The organism is Halorubrum sp. SP3, assembly GCF_005435195.1.
Lineage (GTDB): Archaea > Halobacteriota > Halobacteria > Halobacteriales > Haloferacaceae > Halorubrum > Halorubrum sodomense.
The window spans coordinates 88,890-106,120 of sequence record NZ_SGTU01000002.1 but is presented as its reverse complement, the minus strand read 5'-3'; the positions used below and the strand labels follow the sequence as shown (position 1 = coordinate 106,120).

Here is a 17,231-nt window from a genome sequence, read left to right as displayed (position 1 = left end):
CGGTACCGATCCCACACGGATGAAACTTCACGAGTATCAAGCGAAGTCGCTCTTCGCGGACGCCGGGATCCCGGTTCCGGACTCCCGGCTCGCGACGAGCGTCGACGAGGCGCTCGACGCGGTCGACGAGATCGGCTACCCGGCCGCGATCAAAGCGCAGGTCCACGTCGGCGGCCGCGGCAAGGCCGGCGGGATCAAGATCGCGACCGACCGCGAAGAGGCGGCGCGGTACGCCGACGAGATCCTCGGAATGGACCTCAAGGGGTACACGGTCGACCGGGTCCTCGTCGAGGCCGGCGTCGACTTCGTCGACGAGCTGTACGTCGGCGTCACGATGGACCGCGGCGAGGGGAAGCCGGTCCTGATGGTGTCGACCGAGGGCGGCGTCGACATCGAGGAGGTCGCCGAGGAGAACCCCGACGCCATCGCCCGCGAACACGTCGACCCCGCGTTCGGGCTCCACCCGTACCAGGCCCGGAAGGTCGTCTACGAGGCGGGCGTCGACGCCGACGTGGCGCTCGACGTGGCCTCGATCCTCTCGACGCTGTACGACCTCTACGAGTCCAACGACGCCTCCGAGATCGAGGTCAACCCCGTGATGATCACGAGCGACCGCGACGTGGTCGCCGCGGACGGCGTGATGAACATCGACGAGGACGCGCTGTTCCGCCAGCCCGAACTCGAGGCGATGGCCGAGGCCTCCTACGAGGACGACCTCGAGCGCAAGGCCGGCGAGTACGGCTTCGACTACGTCCGCCTCTCGGGCAACGTCGGCATCATCGGCAACGGCGCCGGGCTCGTGATGACGACGCTTGACCTGGTCGACTACTACGGCGGCGCGCCCGCCAACTTCCTCGACATCGGCGGCGGCGCGAAGGCCGAGCGCGTCACGCAGGCGCTCGACATGGTGTTCTCCGACGACAACGTCGACGCCGTCGTCTTCAACATCTTCGGCGGGATCACCCGCGGCGACGAGGTCGCGAAGGGGATCAACGAGGCCCTAGCGCAGTTCGACGAGATCCCGAAGAAGGTGGTCGTCCGGCTCGCCGGCACGAACGCCGAGGAGGGGATGGAGATTCTGAACACCGACCTCGTCGAGGTCGAGAAGACGCTGGAAGACGCGGTCCAGCGCGCGGTGAAGAACGCGGATGAGGTGACCCAATGAGTTCTATCGTACGTTCACTCGCTCCCGACGGTCGCTCGTTCACGAACGATAACCTCACGTTCACCACGGGGTGGTTCGCGTGAGCATTTTCGTCGACGACGACACCAGGGTGGTGGTCCAGGGGATCACCGGCGGGGAGGGGAAGTTCCACGCCGGCCAGATGATCGAGTACGGCACCAACGTCGTCGCCGGCGCGGTGCCCGGCAAGGGCGGGCAGGAGGTCCACGGCGTCCCCGTCTACGACACGGTCGACGAGGCCGTCGCGGCGGAGGACGCGGACGCCTCCGTGGTGTTCGTGCCGCCGGCGTTCGCCGCGGACGCCGTCTTCGAGTCGCTCGACACGGACCTCGACCTCGCGGTCGCGATCACCGAGGGGATTCCGACCCAGGACATGGCGAAAGTGAACAAGCGCCTGGGCGAGACCGACACGCGCCTGCTCGGCCCGAACTGTCCCGGGATCATCACGCCCGGCGAGGCGAAGCTCGGCATCCTCCCCGGGAACATCTTCTCCGAGGGGAACGTCGGGCTCGTCTCCCGCTCCGGCACGCTCACCTACCAGGTCGTCGACAACCTCACCGAGCGCGGCATCGGGCAGACGACCGCCATCGGTATCGGCGGCGACCCGATCATCGGGACCTCCTTCGTCGACGCCCTCGAGGCGTTCGAGGCCGATCCCGACACCGACGCAGTCGTGATGTGCGGCGAGATCGGCGGGGAAGACGAGGAGCAGGCCGCGAGGTTCATCGGGGAGTACATGGACACGCCGGTCGCCGGCTTCATCGCCGGGCGCACGGCCCCGCCGGGCAAGCGCATGGGTCACGCGGGCGCCATCGTCTCCGGCTCCGGCACGGGGACCGCGCAGTCGAAGATCGACGCGCTCAACGACGCGGGCGTTCCGGTCGGCGACACCCCCGAAGAGGTCGCAGACCACGTCGAGGAGTTCCTGTAGCCGCCCCGCGCGGTCGGCGTCGCCGCGGTTCGACCGTCGGTTTCGCCCCGGTTTCGGTTTTCAATATCGGTAGCCGGAGCGAAAGCTAAACTTACCGGTAGGGTAACACACGCACATGAACTCAGGTCCCGACGACCCGCCGCCGGACGCCGGCGCGGCCGCAGGCGACGTGACGGGACCGACCGACGGCGCCGCGAGTCGCGTCCTGTTCGTCGACGACGAGCCGGGCGCGGCCGATCTCGCCGCGACCCACGTCGAACGGCTCGTGGACGGCATCGAGACGGTCACGCGGCTGTCGCCGGACGAGGCGCTCGACGTGGTCCGCGAGGGGCGCGTCGACTGCGTCGTCAGCGACTTCGACATGCCGGGGGCCGACGGGCTCGAACTACTCGAATCGGTCCGCGAGATCGACTCCGGACTCCCCTTCGTACTGTTCACCGGAAAGGGGAGCGAAGAGATCGCGAGCGAGGCCATCTCCGCCGGCGTCACCGACTACCTCCAGAAGGGCGCCGGGCGTGACCGCTACGAGATGCTCGCGAACAGCGTCGCGAACGCGCTCGGCCGCCGCCGGGCCGAGCGCGACCTCCGCGAAGTGAACGCGAAGGTCACGGCGATCCACGAGTTCGCGACGGAACTGGCGTCCGCGACCGACATCGCGACCGTGCTCGAACGCACCGTCGACGCGACCGAGGAGATACTCGAGTTCGACCGCTGCGTCACCGCGCGTCGACGCGGCGACCGCGTCGTTCCCGCGGTCCTCTCAGAGAGCGTCACCGAGGAGGAGGTCCGCGCGTTCGATGTCGGTGAGGGCGTCGTCGGGACCACGGTCGCCGAGGGGGAGACGATGGTGGTCGACAACCTCAGCGTCGACCCCGCGGACCCGGACGAGCTGGAGGACCCCTCGTCTCCGGGTCGGCCAACTGCCGGGGCCGACCGGCGACGGGGATCGGAGGTGGCGGACCCTGTCGCCGACGACATCCGGTCGGCGATCAGCGTCCCGATCGGCTCGCACGGCGTGTTACAGGCCGTCTCGAACGGCTACGCCGCGTTCGACGAGCGGGACGTCGAGTTCGCGGAGCTGCTGGCGGCCCACGCGGCCAACGCCGTCGAGCAGATCGAGACGGAGAACGCGCTCCGCCGGGAGCGCGACCGGCTGACCGCCCTGTTCCACGACCTCCCGCTTCCGGCGGTGCGTACCGTCGCGCTCGGCGGCGGCGAGCGCCGCCTCGACGCCACCAACGAGGCGTTCGAGGACACGTTCGGCTACGGCGCCGACAGCGGGTACGAGGAGGTCCGCAGCGAGGTGGTCCCGGAGGGCGCCGACCGGCTCGACCCGGAGGCGGTACTCGAACGCGACGAACCCTCGCGGCTCGAGGTGCGTCGCCGGACCGCCGACGGAATGCGCGACTTCATCCTCCACGTCATCCCGGTCAAGCAGCCGGACGAGACGGTTATCTACAGCGTCTACGCCGACATCGAAGACCAGAAGCGCGTCGAGCGGACGCTGCGTCGGCTCCACGCGACGACCCGCGAGATGTTCGGCGGCGAGGACCGCGAGGAGATCGCGGGGCTGGCCGCCCGCGCGGCGATCGACATCCTCGAGTTCCCGAGCAGCGGGGTCCGGCTGTACGACCCCGAGGCGAACGTCCTCTGCCCCACGGCGATAAGCGCGGAGGCGACGGCGGCCTTCGGCGACCGGCCGGCGTTCGGTCCGGGCGACGGGCGCGTCTGGGAGGCGTTCGAGACCGGCCAGCCGGTCGCCGTCGACGACCTCGACGCGGTCGACACCGCGGTCGGGTACGGCGACCTCCGGAGCCTCCTCGCCGTCCCGCTCGCCGACCACGGCGTCATGCCGCTCGGCTCGGAGGAGCCGGGGTTCTTCGACGAGACCGACGTTCAGTTGGCTCGCGTCCTCGCCGCGAACGTCACCGTCGCGCTCGATCACGCGGAGCGGACCGAACAGCTCCGCGACCGCGACGCGGCGCTCCAACGGGAGATCGACCGCCTGGAGAAGTTCGCGGGGCTCGTCTCTCACGACCTCCGGAACCCGCTCAACGTCGCGTCCGGCCGGACCGACCTCGCCCGATCGCTGACCGACGACGCGGCCGTCGTCGACGAACTCGAACGGGTCGGGGACGCCCACGATCGGATGGCACAGCTGATAGACGACCTCCTCGCCCTGGCGCGGCAGGGACGGACGGTCGACGAGATCGAGTCGGTCCCGCTCGACGAGGCCGCCGAGCGCGCGTGGCGAACCGTCGACACCGCGGAGGCGACCCTCGACGTCTCGGCGGCGACGGCCGCGGTCGACGCCGACCCGGAGCGACTCCGGACGCTGCTCGAGAACCTGTTCACGAACAGCGTGGAACACGGTTCCACGAGCAGTCGGGCGGAGCCCGACGACAGCGTCGAGCACGGCTCGACTGGCAGCCGGACGGAGTCCGGCGACAGCGTGGAGCACAACTCGGAGCCCGAGGCCGGGGGCGACGAGGGACTCACGGTCTCCGTCGGGTCGCTCCCGGACGGATTTTACGTCGCCGACGACGGGGTCGGCTTCGACATCGACCCGGAGGAGGCGACGGAGTACGGCCGTTCGAGCACGGCGAGGGGAACGGGGTTCGGCCTCGCCATCGTGCGGGAGATAGCGGCCGCGCACGGCTGGGAGCTCTCGATCGACGGCGACGACGGCGCTCGGTTCGAGTTCGGGATTTAAGACGCTATATAAAAACCCGGGTGGCGTGTGTTCCGAGCGCACAGGCGGGCCACGGTTATGCGCGATTCGCCCGTGTAACTCACGTATGGACGAAGGAACTCGCGAGCTGCTCGAACCGCTCCCGCCGAGCGCCAAGCTGGTCTACTACGTGCTCGACGCGGAGGGCCGGTTCGACCAGACCGGCCTCGCCGAGGAGACGCGCCTCTCGACCCGAACGGTCCGGTTCGCGGTCGAGAAGCTCACCGAGGTCGGGCTCGTCGAGGAGGGGCTGTGTCCCCGCGACGCCCGCCGCTCCGTCTACCAGGCCGTTCCGCCCGCGGAGCGCGACGGCGCCGGCGAGCCGGAGGCGACCGCCGAGTCGGCCTCCGACGCCGAGGCCGACGCCCCGACCGCCGCGGTCGCCGAGGACTGACGCAGGCGGTCCCGGTCCGCCCCGCTGCCCCGCTGCCCCGCCGCCCCGCCGCCTCCCGCCGACGCCCCGATCCGTCGCGCTTTTGCCCCCGGGACCGGTAGTGGAGGCACTCCGATGGCGACGTACCACATCGAAACCTACGGCTGTAGCTCGAACCGGGGCGAGAGCCGGGAGATCGAGCGCGCCCTCCGCGACGGGGGACACCGCCCGGCCGACGGCCCGGACGACGCGGACGTCGCCATCCTCAACACCTGTACCGTCGTCGAGAAGACGGAGCGGAACATGCTCCGTCGCGCCGAGGAGCTGTCGGAGACGACCGCCGAACTCGTCGTCACCGGCTGTATGGCGCTCGCGCAGGGCGACCTGTTCGAAGGGGCCGACGTCGACGCCGAGATCCTCCACTGGGACGAGGTCCCCGCTTACGTGCTCAACGGCGAGTGCCCGACGGTCACCCCCGACGCCGAACCGGTGTTAGACGGCGTCGTCGGGATCCTCCCGATCGCGCGCGGCTGTATGAGCAACTGCTCGTACTGTATCACCAAGTTCGCCACCGGCCGGGTCGACTCCCCGCCGATCGAGGAGAACGTCGAGAAGGCTCGGGCGCTCGTCCACGCCGGCGCGAAGGAGATCCGGGTCACCGGCCAGGACACCGGGGTCTACGGCTGGGACGACGGCGACCGAAAGCTCCCGGAGCTCCTCGACCGGATCTGCGACATCGACGGCGAGTTCCGGGTCCGGTTGGGGATGGCGAACCCCGGCGGCATCCACGGGATCCACGAGGAGCTGGCCGACGTGTTCGCCGAGAACGAGGAGCTGTACGACTTCGTTCACGCTCCCGTCCAATCCGGCTCCGACGACGTGCTCGCGGACATGCGCCGGCAGCACCGGGTCGAGAAGTTCCGCGAGGTCGTCGAGACGTTCGACGACCGGCTCGACCACTGGACGCTCTCGACCGACTTCATCGTCGGCTTCCCCACCGAGGACGAGGTCGACCACGAGCTGTCGATGGAGCTCCTCGCGGAGGTCCGCCCCGAGAAGATCAACGTCACCCGCTTCTCGAAGCGCCCGGGCACCGACGCCGCCGACATGAAGGGGCTCGGCGGGACCGTCAAGAAGGAGCGCTCGAAGGCGATGTCCGAGCTGAAGATGGAGGTCGTCGGCGAGGCGTACGGGTCGATGGTCGACGATCGGTTCGAGGTCCTCGTCGTCGAGGAGGGAACCGGTGACTCCGTGAAGTGCCGCGACGGCGCGTACCGACAGATCATCGTCCAGAACGCGACGGAGCGCGGGGTCGACGTGGGGGACTTCCTGGAGGTGGCGGTGACCGGCCACAACACCGTCTACGCGTTCGGAGAGCCGGTCGACGGGACGCCGGCCGAGGCCGCCGGGGCCGACGACGCGGGTCGGGTACCGGGCGACGACTGACGGGTCTGACCGAGTGACGGCCGACCGGTCGGGTCACTCCTCGTAGATCATCTCGACCTCGTCCCCGAACCGGTCCAAGATGTTGCGCCGCTTCTTTTTCATCGTCGGCGTGAGCAGGTCGTTCTCCTCGCTGAACTCCTCCTCGACGAGCCGGAACTGCTTGATCTGCTCGTAGGGCTCGAACGCCTCGTTCACGCGGTCGACCTCCGCCTGAATCCGCTCGCGGACGCGGTCGTCGCGGCAGATCGCCGCCCGCTCCGCCGGGAGGTCGATCCCGTTGGCGTCGGCCCACGCGTCGATCCGCTCGACGTTCGGGACGAGGAGCGCGGAGACGAACTTCCGGCCGTCGCCGATCACGACGCACTGCTCGACGAACTCGTTGGCGGCGAACCGGTCTTCGATCGGGCCGGGGGCGACGTTCTTTCCGGTCGAGAGCACGAGCAGCTGCTTGGCGCGCTCTCGGAAGGCGACGTAGCCGTCGGGGCGGAGCTGGACGATGTCGCCGGTGCGGAACCACGGCTCGGTGGCCGCGGCTTCGGCGTCCGGGTCGACGTCGCCGGATCCGACGCGCTCGTCGGGCGGCGTGCCGGCGGTCACGGCGTCGTCGGGGAGATCGTCCGCATCGACGAACGCCTCCGCGGTCGCGTCCGGACGGTTCCAGTAGCCGTCGGTCACCTGCGGACCGCGGACGAGCAGTTCGCCGACGTCCCCGGCCAGGTCCGCGACCTCCTCGCCGACGACCGCGCCGTCGATCGCGATCTCCGTGTCGACGACCGGCGGACCGATGGTGCCGACCTTCGGATCCTCGGGCGGGTTGACGCTGACGACCGGAGACGTCTCCGTCAGGCCGTACCCCTCCAGAATGGGCAGGTCCATCGCGTGATACAGCGCGCAGAGCTCGGCCGACAGCGACCCGCCTCCGGAGATGAAGAAGTCGACGTTGCCGCCGATCGCCTCCCGGACCGACGAGAAAACCAGTCTGTCCGCGACGGCGCGCTTGGCGTCGAGCAGCGTGCCGGGGTCGTCGGCCTCGTGATGGGCGCGGCCGACGCCGACCGCCCACTCGAAGACGCGTTCTCTGACCGGCGACTCGGCCGCCTGCTCGCGGATCGCGTCGTACAGCTTCTCGTAGACGCGCGGGACGCTCGTCGTCGTCGTCGGGCGCACCAGTCCGAAGTCCTCGCGGAGCGTGTCGGGGCTCTCCGCGTACGCGACCGTCGCGCCCGCGGCGAACATCATGTAGTGGCCGGCCATCCGCTCGAAGACGTGCGCGAGCGGGAGGAAGGAGAGGGTGGTCGTCTCCGCGGAGATCCCCGGCACGTCCGGGTCGCGGTCCGGTCGGTCCGCGAACCGCCGGTAACACTGCGAGACGTTGTCACGGAAGTTCGCGTGGGTGAGCCGGACGCCCTTCGGTTTCCCGGTGGTCCCGGAGGTGTAGATCAGGCTGGCGAGGTCGTCGACCTCGGCGGCGTCGATCCACCCCTCGTAGGCCGCCTCGTCGAACGCCGCGGCGCCGCGACCGTGGACCTCGCCGAGGGTGTACACGTCGTCGAGTGCGCCCTCGCCGTCGGCGGCCTCGGCGGCGCGACCGTCGGTGTCGACGTCGTCGAGGGTCACGATCGCGTTCAGCTCGTGGTCGAGGTCACCGCGCACCGCGAGCACGTCCTCGAGCATCTCCCGATCCTCCGCGACGACGACGGTCGCCTCCGGGTCCGCCAATAGGTACCGCAGCTGGCTCGGCGACGACGAGGCGTACACCGTCGTCACGACGGCGCCGGCGGCAAGCGCCGCGAAGTCGGTCTGGGCCCACTCCATGCGAGTCTGCGAGTACATCGCCACTCTCGTGTCGCCGTCGACGCCCAGGTCACGGAGCCCCGCGGCGAGGTTCCGAACGATATCTCGCATCTCGGCGTACGTCAGATCGGCGTACTCGCCCGCGGGCGCCTGCGGAACGACCCCGTCGGTAACCAGCGATCGGTCGTGGATCCCCCCTTTGTATCGCTGTGCGATCCGGTCCGCGTGCCGCTCCGCGGTGCGTTCGAAGGTGCGCGGGAGCGTCTCTCGGGCGATGGCGTCGTCGGTGAACGCCCGTTCCGCCGCTTGCCAACTCATACCGCCTAGTCCCGCCCGACCGTCATAAACAATCCGGTAGTTTTGAGTTTCTCTCCGATCGGCCCCTCGATCGGATCCCGAGCGCCGTCGCCGCGGTGCGCCCGCCCGCCACGACGAGCGCGAGCGCAGGAGCGATACCGCTCGTGACGGGAGTATCGGGAAAACGTGCCGTTCGTGCTCCAGTCGGGGGAGGGCTAGCGGCCGTCTGCGATCCGCGCCTCGACCCCGTCTTTGTCCGCGCGGATCCGGTCGGCGAGCTCCGCGATCTGCGCTAACACCGGGTAGTGTGGGCCGTCGGTGGGACCGTAGAGGTACTCGTAGAACGTTCGGTCGGGATCGGCGTCGAAACGCGGGGTCATCGGCGGCTCGTCGAGCGACCGCTGCCGGTCGGCCGCGAGCTCGTCGCACTCGCCTTCGAGCTCCGTCAGTCGGTTCCAGACGTCGATCGCCGCGTCGATCTCGCTGTCGGATCGGACTCCGTCCAGGTGGTCGATCAGCCGCCCGCGACGGCGGTCGATCGACGACAGCGTCGTCTCCCGGTCGGCCAGTTCGTCGGTCTCCTCCTCGATGGCGTCGGCCAGTCGGTCCCGCGCGTCGACGGCGCGCCGACTCCGGTCGACGAGCGCGGACTGCGCGCCGCTCGACAGCCCGCCGTCGGTCGCCAGCGCGGTCGCCGTGTCCGGGCCGAGTTCGGCCGCGAGACTCTCCGCGGCCGTCTCGTCGTACTCGGTCCGGTAGTGCGGCAGCGACAGCACGGTGTCCTCGTACGCGGCCATCACCCGCCGGAGCGTCGCGTCCCGGCCCCCGCCCGGGCCGCCGCCCGGAGGGCTCCCGTTTCGGGCCGAGCCGAGGCCGCGGAGGGCGCCGGCGGGCACGCCGGTGGGACCCGGCTCGGTCGCGACCGAGACGGTGTCCATCTCAGCCACCCGGTCGGCGAACGCCTCGAACGCGTCTCGCTCGTCGAGGACGCGGCGTCGCTCGCGGCGGCAGGCCGCCTCGGCGTCGCGGACGTACGCGAACGCGAGGAGGGCGAGAACGCCGGCGAGCGCGACCGCCGTTACGACTCCCGGCTCGGTCGCGACCGCCCACAGCTCGCACCACGTGCTCGCACATCCCGCTACCGTCACCCCCTGATCGGGGATCTGAAAGACCGCCGTCGAACCCGTGTGAACGCTCATTAGGTCTGTTAACACGGTACACACACAAAGCGTTTTCGTCCGGGCTCGGTTCGGCGCCGGTTCGCTGCTCGTTTCCCGCTGGTTCGCTACGCTTCGTCCGAGTAGGGGGATTCGTTCCGGCTTTCGCGTCAGTTTCGGACGCCGTCGTCGGTGATCACGGTGTCGATCATCCCGATCGGGGTGGCGTCGTAGCTGGGATTTTCGATCTCGACGTCCTCGACCGGCTCGCGCATCACCTCGACGGCGTCGCGGAACTCGTTTTCGAAGCGGAACTCCTCGATGGTCTTCGCCCCCGAGCCGACCGCGGTGACGGGGACGCCGAGTTCGCGGGCGGTGACGACGAGCGGGAACGTGCCGATCCGGTTGTAGTAGGTGCCGCCGGTGATACAGGTGATGCCGAGCAGAACGCGGTCGCAGTCGCGAAGCGCGTACCCCATCGCGCTGTCGACGACCATCCGCGTCTCGACGCGGGACACGCCGGCGAGGACGCGCGCGGTCTTCCGACCGAGGGTCCGCGGGCGCGCCTCGGTGACGTAGACGGTGAGGTGCGCGCCGTCGCGGGCCGCGTTCTCGACGGCCTCCAACACCGTCGTCGAGTAGTCGTGGACGAGCAGCGTGTCGCCGTCCTCGATGTGTTCGGCCGCGTTGGCGGCCGCCTCGCCCTTCGCCGTCTCGATGTCGTCGACGACGCGGGCGATGACGTCCTCGAGCAGCTGTTTCGCGCCCTCGACGCTCGTCGCCTCGCCGACGATGGAGCGCTCGACGTCGCGCATCGCGTTGTGGAGCGCGGCGTGGGAGGGGTTCGACCGGCGCAGCACCCCCGCGTTGTGTTCGAGGTCGCGCTCGAACTCGTCGACGGTCACGTACTCGCGGTCGAGCAGGTCCGCGAGCGACCGCGTCGCCTTCACGGCCACCGCCGACGTGCTGTGGGTCCGCATCGCCCGGATCTCGGCGACGGTCTCGTCGATCATGCCCGAATGGTCGACCGCGCCGGTAAAAGGGGTTCCGGGGGAGAACCGGCGGCGAGGCGCCGTGGCGATCCGCCGCGCCGGCTGACTAGTCGAACCCGAGCCGGCCGACCGCGCGCGGCAGACATCCCTCCTCCGGCTCGACGTACGAGTAGTGGTCCGCGACCAGATCGGTGACGTCGACGTCGGCGTAGCCGTCGGGCGCGGTCGCCCCGTCCGGGAGTCCGCCGTGCCCGACTGCGCGGGTCCGGTCGGAGGCGCGGTACACCCACCCGAGGACGCGGTCGTTCCGGCTGTGGAAGTTGCGGACGGGCGCGTCCAGCGTCGCGATCGCGGACCCGTACCGACCGCCGACGCCGGCGCTCTCGTCGGGGATCGCGCCGCCGAACAGCGAGACCGACGCGAGGACGTCCGTCCGCCCGCGGTCCGCGAGTTCCCGGAGCGCGGCGCCCGTTACGCGAGCGCCCAGCGAGTGCGCGAACAGGTGGACGGGTCGCCCGTCCTCGTCGGCCCACGCCGCCAGCCAGTCGGCCAGCGGGACGGCGTTGGCGTCCGCGGTCTCCTTGGCCAGCCCCCAGTCGACGTTCGACGCCCACGAGTAGCCGACCACGGGGCGGGCGCTCTCCGTGGTACCGTCGTCCGTCGCCGCCGCCTCGCCCGTCGCCGCGGCGAGTCCCAGCCGCGCGGTGTAGGCCTGATTCCGAGCCGACTCGGCGTCCGCGCCGAGCCCGTGAACGAACAGGACCACGGAGTCGGCCCCGCCGAACGCCCACGAGCCCGACCGCTCCGTCGGATCGCCGTCGTCGAGGCGCCCGCGGGTCGATACCATCGGCTGCGTCTCGGGCGCCTCGTACCCGCCGAAGTCGCCGTCGAGCGCGTTCGCGACGTAGAGGCCGCCGCCGCCGAGGAGCCCGACGCCGCCCGCGACGCCGTAGAGGACCCGTCGTCGGGTGACGAGTTCGGCGGGGCCGTCCGATCCGTCTGAGCCGTCTCCAGAGGTGTCCGGTGAGATATCGGATCGTCGCCTCGGACGATCAAATACCTGACGCGGCGGCGACGGCTGTTTATCGATCGATCTCCTACGAGGGGTATGAGCTACCCGGTCACGTACTACTGTCCGCACTGCGGGACGCTCGTCGCGCTCGAACGCGAGGGGTACCTCGCGGACAAGTCGGTGACGCCGTACCCGCTGGAGGGATGGACGTACGTCGCGCCGACGGAGCCGTTCGACGCCGAGGAGGGCGGTGGGAGTGAGGACGGCGGCGAAGGCGGCGACGCGGTCGAGCCGGACGGCGTCCGGTTCGTCTGCGGGGAGAGCGACGGCGTCGACTGGGACCCGCACGACGGCGTCCGCGGCACCGACGTGGGCGGCGACGAGCCGTACCGGGAACCGGACGCGGACGGCGTCGGCTGCGGCGAGCCGTTCTACCTCTCGTTCGTCCGCTACGCGGAGGGGCGCGAGATCGATCCGAAAGCGGAGTCGGAACCGGTCGAGATCAACCCCGACCCGCGGCCGAGCGGGCCGCGCGGTCCGACCGGTCCGGGCGAGGCCGGCGGTCCGAGCGACTCCGACGGCGGCTTCTGGTGACTGCGCGGTGGGCGATTTACGAATCGAGTCCGACACCGGGAACGCCCCGGACGCTCGCTGATACCTGATTGACCGGCGGTCGACGGTGAACTCCTCCAAAGCCCCGGTCGCCGCCGTCGAGGGCGGCCGCTCGCAGGCACGCGCCACCGCGTCTCCCGTGACTGATCGGGTTCGGCTGATTCCCGAGCGTCCCTGAGCCGAACAGCCAAACCCCTTAAACGGGGAGCGAGTAGGCCCGGACATGGAGAGCATCAACCGGACCGCGATCGAGCTGGTCGACGAGGCGCTCGACTTCGCCGGCGAGCTGGACGTCGTCGGCTACGAGCTGGACAACGGCGCCACCGTCGTCGACTTCGGGGTCGACGCGGCCGGCGGGGTCGAAGCTGGCCTGCTGCTCGCGGAGATCCAGACGGCCGGGCTGGCGAACCTCCAGACCCGGATGGGCGAGCTCGCCGGCGCGCCGCGCCAGCACGTCGAGCTGTCGACCGACCACCCCGCGATCGCGTTACTCTGCTCGCAGAAGGCCGGCTGGGAGCTGACGACCGAGGGCGGCTTCGAGGGGCTCGGCTCCGGGCCGGCCCGCGCGCTCGTCGGCCGCGAAACCGAGTTCGAGCGCGTCGGCTACTACGACTCCTCCGAGTTCGCCACGCTGGCCGTCGAGTCGACGACGCTGCCCGACGAGGCGGTGGCCGAGCAGGTCGCGGAGATGGCCGAGGTCGACGCCGACGGCGTGTTCCTCCCGACGTTCGCCACCGGCTCGACCGCCGGCTCCGTCACCACCGCGGCCCGCGCCGCCGAACTCGCCGTCTTCCGCCTGCTGGAGGTCGGCTACGAGCCCACCGACGTGCTCCACGCCTCCGGGTCCGCACCGCTCGCGCCCGCGACCCGCGACGAGGCCGAGGCGATGGGGCGGACGAACGACGCGCTGGCGTACGGCGGCGAGGTCCACCTCCAGGTCGCCCGCGACGACGACCGCTTCGACGAGATAGTCTCGACCGCGGACGAGGAGTACGGGACCCCCTTCGTCGAGGTGTTCGAGGACGCCGACTGGGACTTCTACGACGTGCCCGAGAGCGTGTTCGCCCCGGCGCAAGTCACCGTCGACGTCGTCGACGGCCCCGTCTACACGGTGGGCGAGACGAACGAGGAACTGCTCGCGGAGTCGTTCGGCTACCGCTGAGCCGACCGCTCGACCTCTCACTCCACCGGCTACGCCCCGAATCCCGTGCGACTCAAACCAGTCCCCGAACCGCCGTCGGACCTCGACGCGCTCCGCGAGTACCAGCGCGCGGTCCCGCTCGTCCCCGGCGACACAGACGACTGTTGCGCTCGACTCCGTCGGCGCTGTGACCTCCCCGACCGCCGGACCGCAAACGACTGGCTCGCGTTCCTGCGCGCGCTCGGCCTCGTCGAGGAGACCTCCCGGGGGTTCGTCCGGGCCGACGCCGAACCGACCCGGGAGCACGTCCGCGCGGGACTCGAGGAAGGGGTCCTGTTCGTCCCGGAGGCGCTCGCGGCGCTCGACGAGGCCTCGCCCGGCGACCCCCTGACCGCCGCCGACCTCTTCGCGGCCACTCGCGACGCGGTCCCCCGTCACGACAGAGCTCGGAACCCCGACTGGGAGACCGCGTGGCGTGAGCGCGCGTCTCGGCTGCTCGGCTGGCTCGCGCTCGTCGGCCTCGCGGCGCCCGTCGACGGCGACCCGGAAGCGTCGGGGAGCGACCCCGGCTACGTCGCGGGCGACGCGCTCTGACTCGGCCCGCTCGCCCGCGAGCCGTTCTCGCAACAAACCTCGCTCGCCCGCGCGCCGTCCCCGCAACAAGCCTTTTACTCGGTGCCGGAGACGGAGTCACATGGGACGCTTCGACGGGCGCACGGTCCGCTACGAGCCGACGAGCGTCAAGGACCTGCTCGTCGAGATGAAGGACACGGCGGAGCTGCTGATCGACCTGTCGTACTCGGCGGTCCTCCACGGGAGCCCGACGGTCGCGCACGAGGTCGTCGAGCTGGAACACCGGATGGACGCGCTCCAGATGCGCGCCCGGATGAGCCTGATGCTCGCGGCGCGGAACCCCGGCGAGGCGGAGACGCTCGCCCCCGTCCTCGGCGTGATCGCCGCCGCGGAGAAGGTCGCGGACGCCGCGGGCGACATCGCCAAGATCGTCACCGAGGAGATCGGGATCCCGAGCGCGATGCGGAGCGCGCTCTCCGAGGGCGTCGAGACGCTCGTCCGGGGGACGGTCGCGGACGAGTCCGCGTACGCCGGTCGGACGCTGAAGGCGATCGACCTCGAGTCGCGGACGGGCGTCCGCGTCATCGCGGTCCGCCGCGACGAGGACTGGATCCTCAACCCCGGACCGGGAACCCGGCTGGAGGCGGGCGACGTGACGCTGTTGCGCGGGCCCGAAGGGGGCGTGGCCGACGTGTACCCCGAACTGAGCGGCGAGCCGTTCGAGCCGGCGCCGTCGCCCGAGCCCGCGATCGACGACCTCGAACGCGCGGTCGACTCGATCGTGTTGATGAAGAACCTCTCGGAGCTCGCCGTCGACCTGGCGTACGGCTCGGTCCTCTTCGACAACGAGGAGCTGGCCGAGGAAGTGAGCAACCTGGAGATCGAGGTCGACGCGCTCCAGTCGCGCTTCGAGGCGTGGACGCTCCGGGCGGCGGCCGAGGCCGACGACCCGGTGTCGCTGCGCGGACTCATCCACCTCGGCGTCGCGACCGAGGAGATCTCCGACGCCGCGCTCGCGATCACCGAGGGGGTCCGCCGCGACCTCGACGTCCACCCGGTCGTGGAGATGGCGGTCCAGGAGTCCGACGAGATCATCACCCGCACCGAGGTCGCCGCGGGGAGCGACCTCGACGGGACCGCGGTCGTCGACGGCGTGCCCGCGACCGACATCTCGACGAGCGTCCTCGCGATCCGGCGCTCGGACGACGAGTGGCTGGTCGGGCCCGACATCGACACCACGCTCCGGGGCGGCGACGTGATCATCTCGAAGGGGACCCGGACCTCCGCCGAGGAGTTCGATGCCCTCGCGGCGTGAGGGCGGAGAGGGGGAAGCGGCGCCGCTCGCGGATTCCGACCCCACCGCCCTCGCCCGGGCCTACTACGACGCGCTCGACGCGGGCGAGTACGATCGGCTGCGATCGCTGCTCGACCCGGATTTCGTTCAGCGACGCCCCGACCGAACGTTCGAGGGACGCGACCGCTTCGTCGCGTTCATGCGCGACGAGCGGCCGAACACCGACACCACGCACGTCGTCGACCGCGTCTACCCGTCCGGTCCCGGCGTGGCGGTCCGCGGCCGACTGCTCGACGCCGACGGCGAGGAGCTGTTCGCGTTCGTCGACGCGTTCGATTCGGACGGCGAGACGCTGACCGCGCTGGAGACGTACGCCGCCGAGTCGTAGGGCGGCGCGCGGGCGGTGTCGCCCGCCGGATCGGCGCCTACCAAGCCGCGCGCAACACGCCGAGGATCCCCTCCGGGGTCGCGTCGAGGTCGGCCGGCGCGCGCTCCATCGGCGGGTCCTCGGCGACGAACTTGGCGACCGCCGGCAGGTCGTCCTCGTCGGTCTCGGGGAGGTCCCGGAGCCGGCTCGGCACGTCGAGCGCGTCGCGGACCTCCGCGACCGCCTCGACGACGTCCTCGGCGATCGCGTCGTCGTCGCGGCCGTCGGTCCGGACACCGAGGCCGGCCGCGAGCGCCCGGCGGCTCGCGTCGACCTCGTCGAAGAGGTACGCCAGCGCGTGGGGCGCGACGACCGCGTGGACCGCGCCCTGCTGAGCGTCGTAGCGCCGGGCGAACCCGTGGCCGAACGCGTGGATCACCGATATCTTCCGGTCGAGCTGGACCAGCAACGCACCCACGACCGCGCGGTCTGTCGCCGCCTCGCCGCCCGGCCGGTCGCCGGCCACGCGCGGGAGCGCGTCGGAGAGGAGCCGGAGCCCGTGGACAGCGGCCGCGTCGCTCATCGGGTCGGCGTCGCGGGCGTAGGGCGTCTCGATCCCCTTGTCGAAGCCGTTCATCGCCGATCCGGCCAGCACCGAGGTCGGCGTCGTCTCGAACAGCGCCGGGTCCGCCACGTCCGCGAGCGGCCACGCGCCGCTCCCGCTGACGTTCACCGGCTGGCCGGTCGGGGACTCGTCGGCCGAGAAGACCTCCAGCGACCCGCCGGTGGAGACGTCCGCGCCCGCGAACGTCGTCGGCACGACGACGGACGGGAGCGCCGGGTCGCTCCCGGGGGCGAGGTCGCCGAGCGCGTCCGGCCCGTCCTCCGCGTCGGCGCGGAGCTCGCCGAGGTCGCGGCCGTCGGCCGCGAGCAGCGTCGCCTGCCGCGCGATGTCGAGGCTGGCGCCGCCGCCGACCGCGACGAGGACGTCCGCGCCGACCTCGGCTCTCGCGTCGAGCAGGTCGTACGCGGTCTCGATCCGCTTGTCGGGGGAGGTCCCGTCGAAGACGCCGGCGAGCCGGTCGCCGAGGCCCTCTCGAACCGGGTCCATCAGCGCGTCGTTCGCGCCCGTGTTCGAACCGCAGACGACGAGCGCGTCGTCGAGGCCGCGGTCGCCGAGCCAGCCGCCGAGGTCGGCGATCCGGCCTCGACCGTACCGGATCTCGCAGCCGCGGTGAACGTGTTCGAAGGAGTCCGCGATCGGTAGCATCGGAGGGCGATACGCGCGGCGTCGGTTTGTAGCTGTGGGACGTGCCGTCACACCGCCG

15 protein-coding genes are annotated in these 17,231 nt (G+C 71.1%); 10 read left to right on the top strand and 5 right to left on the bottom strand.

Annotated features, from left to right (window positions below; all coding sequences use genetic code 11):
- The first annotated feature begins 19 nt into the window (after nt 1-19).
- The 5 genes from sucC to EXE42_RS01890 all read left to right on the top strand — a co-directional run bounded on the left by sucC (nt 20) and on the right by EXE42_RS01890 (nt 6,664).
- Nucleotides 20-1,165, top strand: a complete 1,146-nt coding sequence (gene sucC / locus EXE42_RS01910) for an ADP-forming succinate--CoA ligase subunit beta (protein WP_137693262.1) — start codon at nt 20-22, stop codon at nt 1,163-1,165.
- A gap of 79 nt (nt 1,166-1,244) precedes the next feature.
- Nucleotides 1,245-2,114, top strand: a complete 870-nt coding sequence (gene sucD, locus EXE42_RS01905) for a succinate--CoA ligase subunit alpha (RefSeq protein WP_092922787.1) — start codon at nt 1,245-1,247, stop codon at nt 2,112-2,114.
- A gap of 115 nt (nt 2,115-2,229) precedes the next feature.
- The gene (locus EXE42_RS01900) at nt 2,230-4,827 is read left to right on the top strand and encodes a GAF domain-containing protein (protein WP_137705781.1); all 2,598 of its coding nucleotides are present in this window, start codon (nt 2,230-2,232) and stop codon (nt 4,825-4,827) included.
- 85 nt (nt 4,828-4,912) lie between these two features.
- The gene (locus EXE42_RS01895) at nt 4,913-5,239 is read left to right on the top strand and encodes an ArsR family transcriptional regulator (RefSeq protein ID WP_092922781.1); all 327 of its coding nucleotides are present in this window, start codon (nt 4,913-4,915) and stop codon (nt 5,237-5,239) included.
- 114 nt (nt 5,240-5,353) lie between these two features.
- Nucleotides 5,354-6,664 carry a tRNA (N(6)-L-threonylcarbamoyladenosine(37)-C(2))-methylthiotransferase gene (locus EXE42_RS01890; protein ID WP_092922778.1) on the top strand — a complete coding sequence of 437 codons (1,311 nt, stop codon included), beginning with the start codon at nt 5,354-5,356 and terminating at the stop codon, nt 6,662-6,664.
- 33 nt (nt 6,665-6,697) lie between these two features.
- On the opposite strand, the gene EXE42_RS01885 is transcribed toward EXE42_RS01890, so the two are convergent.
- The 4 genes from EXE42_RS01885 to EXE42_RS01870 form a co-directional block, all read right to left on the bottom strand.
- On the bottom strand, nt 6,698-8,776 hold the full coding sequence (locus EXE42_RS01885; RefSeq protein WP_137705780.1) for a long-chain fatty acid--CoA ligase: 2,079 nt from the start codon (nt 8,774-8,776) through the stop codon (nt 6,698-6,700).
- 194 nt (nt 8,777-8,970) lie between these two features.
- Nucleotides 8,971-9,954 carry a hypothetical protein gene (locus tag EXE42_RS01880; RefSeq protein ID WP_137693267.1) on the bottom strand — a complete coding sequence of 328 codons (984 nt, stop codon included), beginning with the start codon at nt 9,952-9,954 and terminating at the stop codon, nt 8,971-8,973.
- Between the two features lie 128 nt (nt 9,955-10,082).
- On the bottom strand, nt 10,083-10,925 hold the full coding sequence (locus EXE42_RS01875) for a translation initiation factor eIF-2B (RefSeq protein ID WP_092922769.1): 843 nt from the start codon (nt 10,923-10,925) through the stop codon (nt 10,083-10,085).
- 85 nt (nt 10,926-11,010) lie between these two features.
- Complete coding sequence (locus EXE42_RS01870) at nt 11,011-11,751, bottom strand: DUF726 domain-containing protein (RefSeq protein ID WP_137705779.1); 741 nt, start codon at nt 11,749-11,751, stop codon at nt 11,011-11,013.
- Between the two features lie 261 nt (nt 11,752-12,012).
- On the opposite strand from EXE42_RS01870, the gene EXE42_RS01865 reads away from it, so the two are divergent.
- From EXE42_RS01865 to EXE42_RS01845, 5 genes are all read left to right on the top strand, one after another.
- Nucleotides 12,013-12,510: a hypothetical protein gene (locus tag EXE42_RS01865; protein WP_137693269.1), complete on the top strand. Its 498-nt coding sequence runs from the start codon at nt 12,013-12,015 to the stop codon at nt 12,508-12,510.
- A gap of 241 nt (nt 12,511-12,751) precedes the next feature.
- A complete protein-coding gene (mch, locus tag EXE42_RS01860) occupies nt 12,752-13,690 on the top strand; it encodes a methenyltetrahydromethanopterin cyclohydrolase (RefSeq protein ID WP_092922760.1) in 939 nt (312 codons plus the stop codon).
- 45 nt (nt 13,691-13,735) lie between these two features.
- Entirely contained in the window at nt 13,736-14,263 is a 528-nt protein-coding gene (locus EXE42_RS01855; protein WP_137705778.1) for a hypothetical protein, read from the top strand.
- A gap of 100 nt (nt 14,264-14,363) precedes the next feature.
- Nucleotides 14,364-15,557, top strand: coding sequence for a potassium channel family protein (locus EXE42_RS01850; protein WP_137705777.1), 1,194 nt, complete (start codon nt 14,364-14,366; stop codon nt 15,555-15,557).
- Nucleotides 15,541-15,924 carry a nuclear transport factor 2 family protein gene (locus EXE42_RS01845; RefSeq protein ID WP_137705776.1) on the top strand — a complete coding sequence of 128 codons (384 nt, stop codon included), beginning with the start codon at nt 15,541-15,543 and terminating at the stop codon, nt 15,922-15,924. The genes EXE42_RS01850 and EXE42_RS01845 overlap by 17 nt, the downstream gene beginning before the upstream one ends.
- 37 nt (nt 15,925-15,961) lie before the next feature.
- Here EXE42_RS01845 and EXE42_RS01840 read toward each other — a convergent pair whose 3' ends face one another.
- Nucleotides 15,962-17,173, bottom strand: coding sequence for an iron-containing alcohol dehydrogenase family protein (locus tag EXE42_RS01840; protein WP_137705775.1), 1,212 nt, complete (start codon nt 17,171-17,173; stop codon nt 15,962-15,964).
- Between the last annotated feature and the right edge of the window lie 58 nt (nt 17,174-17,231).

Excerpts from the sequence above, each read along its gene's own strand:
- sucC (WP_137693262.1), top strand. The coding sequence starts at position 20 with ATGAAACTTCACGAGTATCAAGCGAAGTCGCTCTTCGCGGACGCCGGG.
- EXE42_RS01900 (WP_137705781.1), top strand. The coding sequence starts at position 2,230 with ATGAACTCAGGTCCCGACGACCCGCCGCCGGACGCCGGCGCGGCCGCA.
- EXE42_RS01895 (WP_092922781.1), top strand. The coding sequence starts at position 4,913 with ATGGACGAAGGAACTCGCGAGCTGCTCGAACCGCTCCCGCCGAGCGCC.
- EXE42_RS01890 (WP_092922778.1), top strand. The coding sequence starts at position 5,354 with ATGGCGACGTACCACATCGAAACCTACGGCTGTAGCTCGAACCGGGGC.
- EXE42_RS01885 (WP_137705780.1), bottom strand. The coding sequence starts at position 8,776 with ATGAGTTGGCAAGCGGCGGAACGGGCGTTCACCGACGACGCCATCGCC.
- EXE42_RS01880 (WP_137693267.1), bottom strand. The coding sequence starts at position 9,954 with ATGAGCGTTCACACGGGTTCGACGGCGGTCTTTCAGATCCCCGATCAG.
- EXE42_RS01875 (WP_092922769.1), bottom strand. The coding sequence starts at position 10,925 with ATGATCGACGAGACCGTCGCCGAGATCCGGGCGATGCGGACCCACAGC.
- EXE42_RS01870 (WP_137705779.1), bottom strand. The coding sequence starts at position 11,751 with ATGGTATCGACCCGCGGGCGCCTCGACGACGGCGATCCGACGGAGCGG.
- EXE42_RS01865 (WP_137693269.1), top strand. The coding sequence starts at position 12,013 with ATGAGCTACCCGGTCACGTACTACTGTCCGCACTGCGGGACGCTCGTC.
- mch (WP_092922760.1), top strand. The coding sequence starts at position 12,752 with ATGGAGAGCATCAACCGGACCGCGATCGAGCTGGTCGACGAGGCGCTC.
- EXE42_RS01850 (WP_137705777.1), top strand. The coding sequence starts at position 14,364 with ATGGGACGCTTCGACGGGCGCACGGTCCGCTACGAGCCGACGAGCGTC.
- EXE42_RS01845 (WP_137705776.1), top strand. The coding sequence starts at position 15,541 with ATGCCCTCGCGGCGTGAGGGCGGAGAGGGGGAAGCGGCGCCGCTCGCG.
- EXE42_RS01840 (WP_137705775.1), bottom strand. The coding sequence starts at position 17,173 with ATGCTACCGATCGCGGACTCCTTCGAACACGTTCACCGCGGCTGCGAG.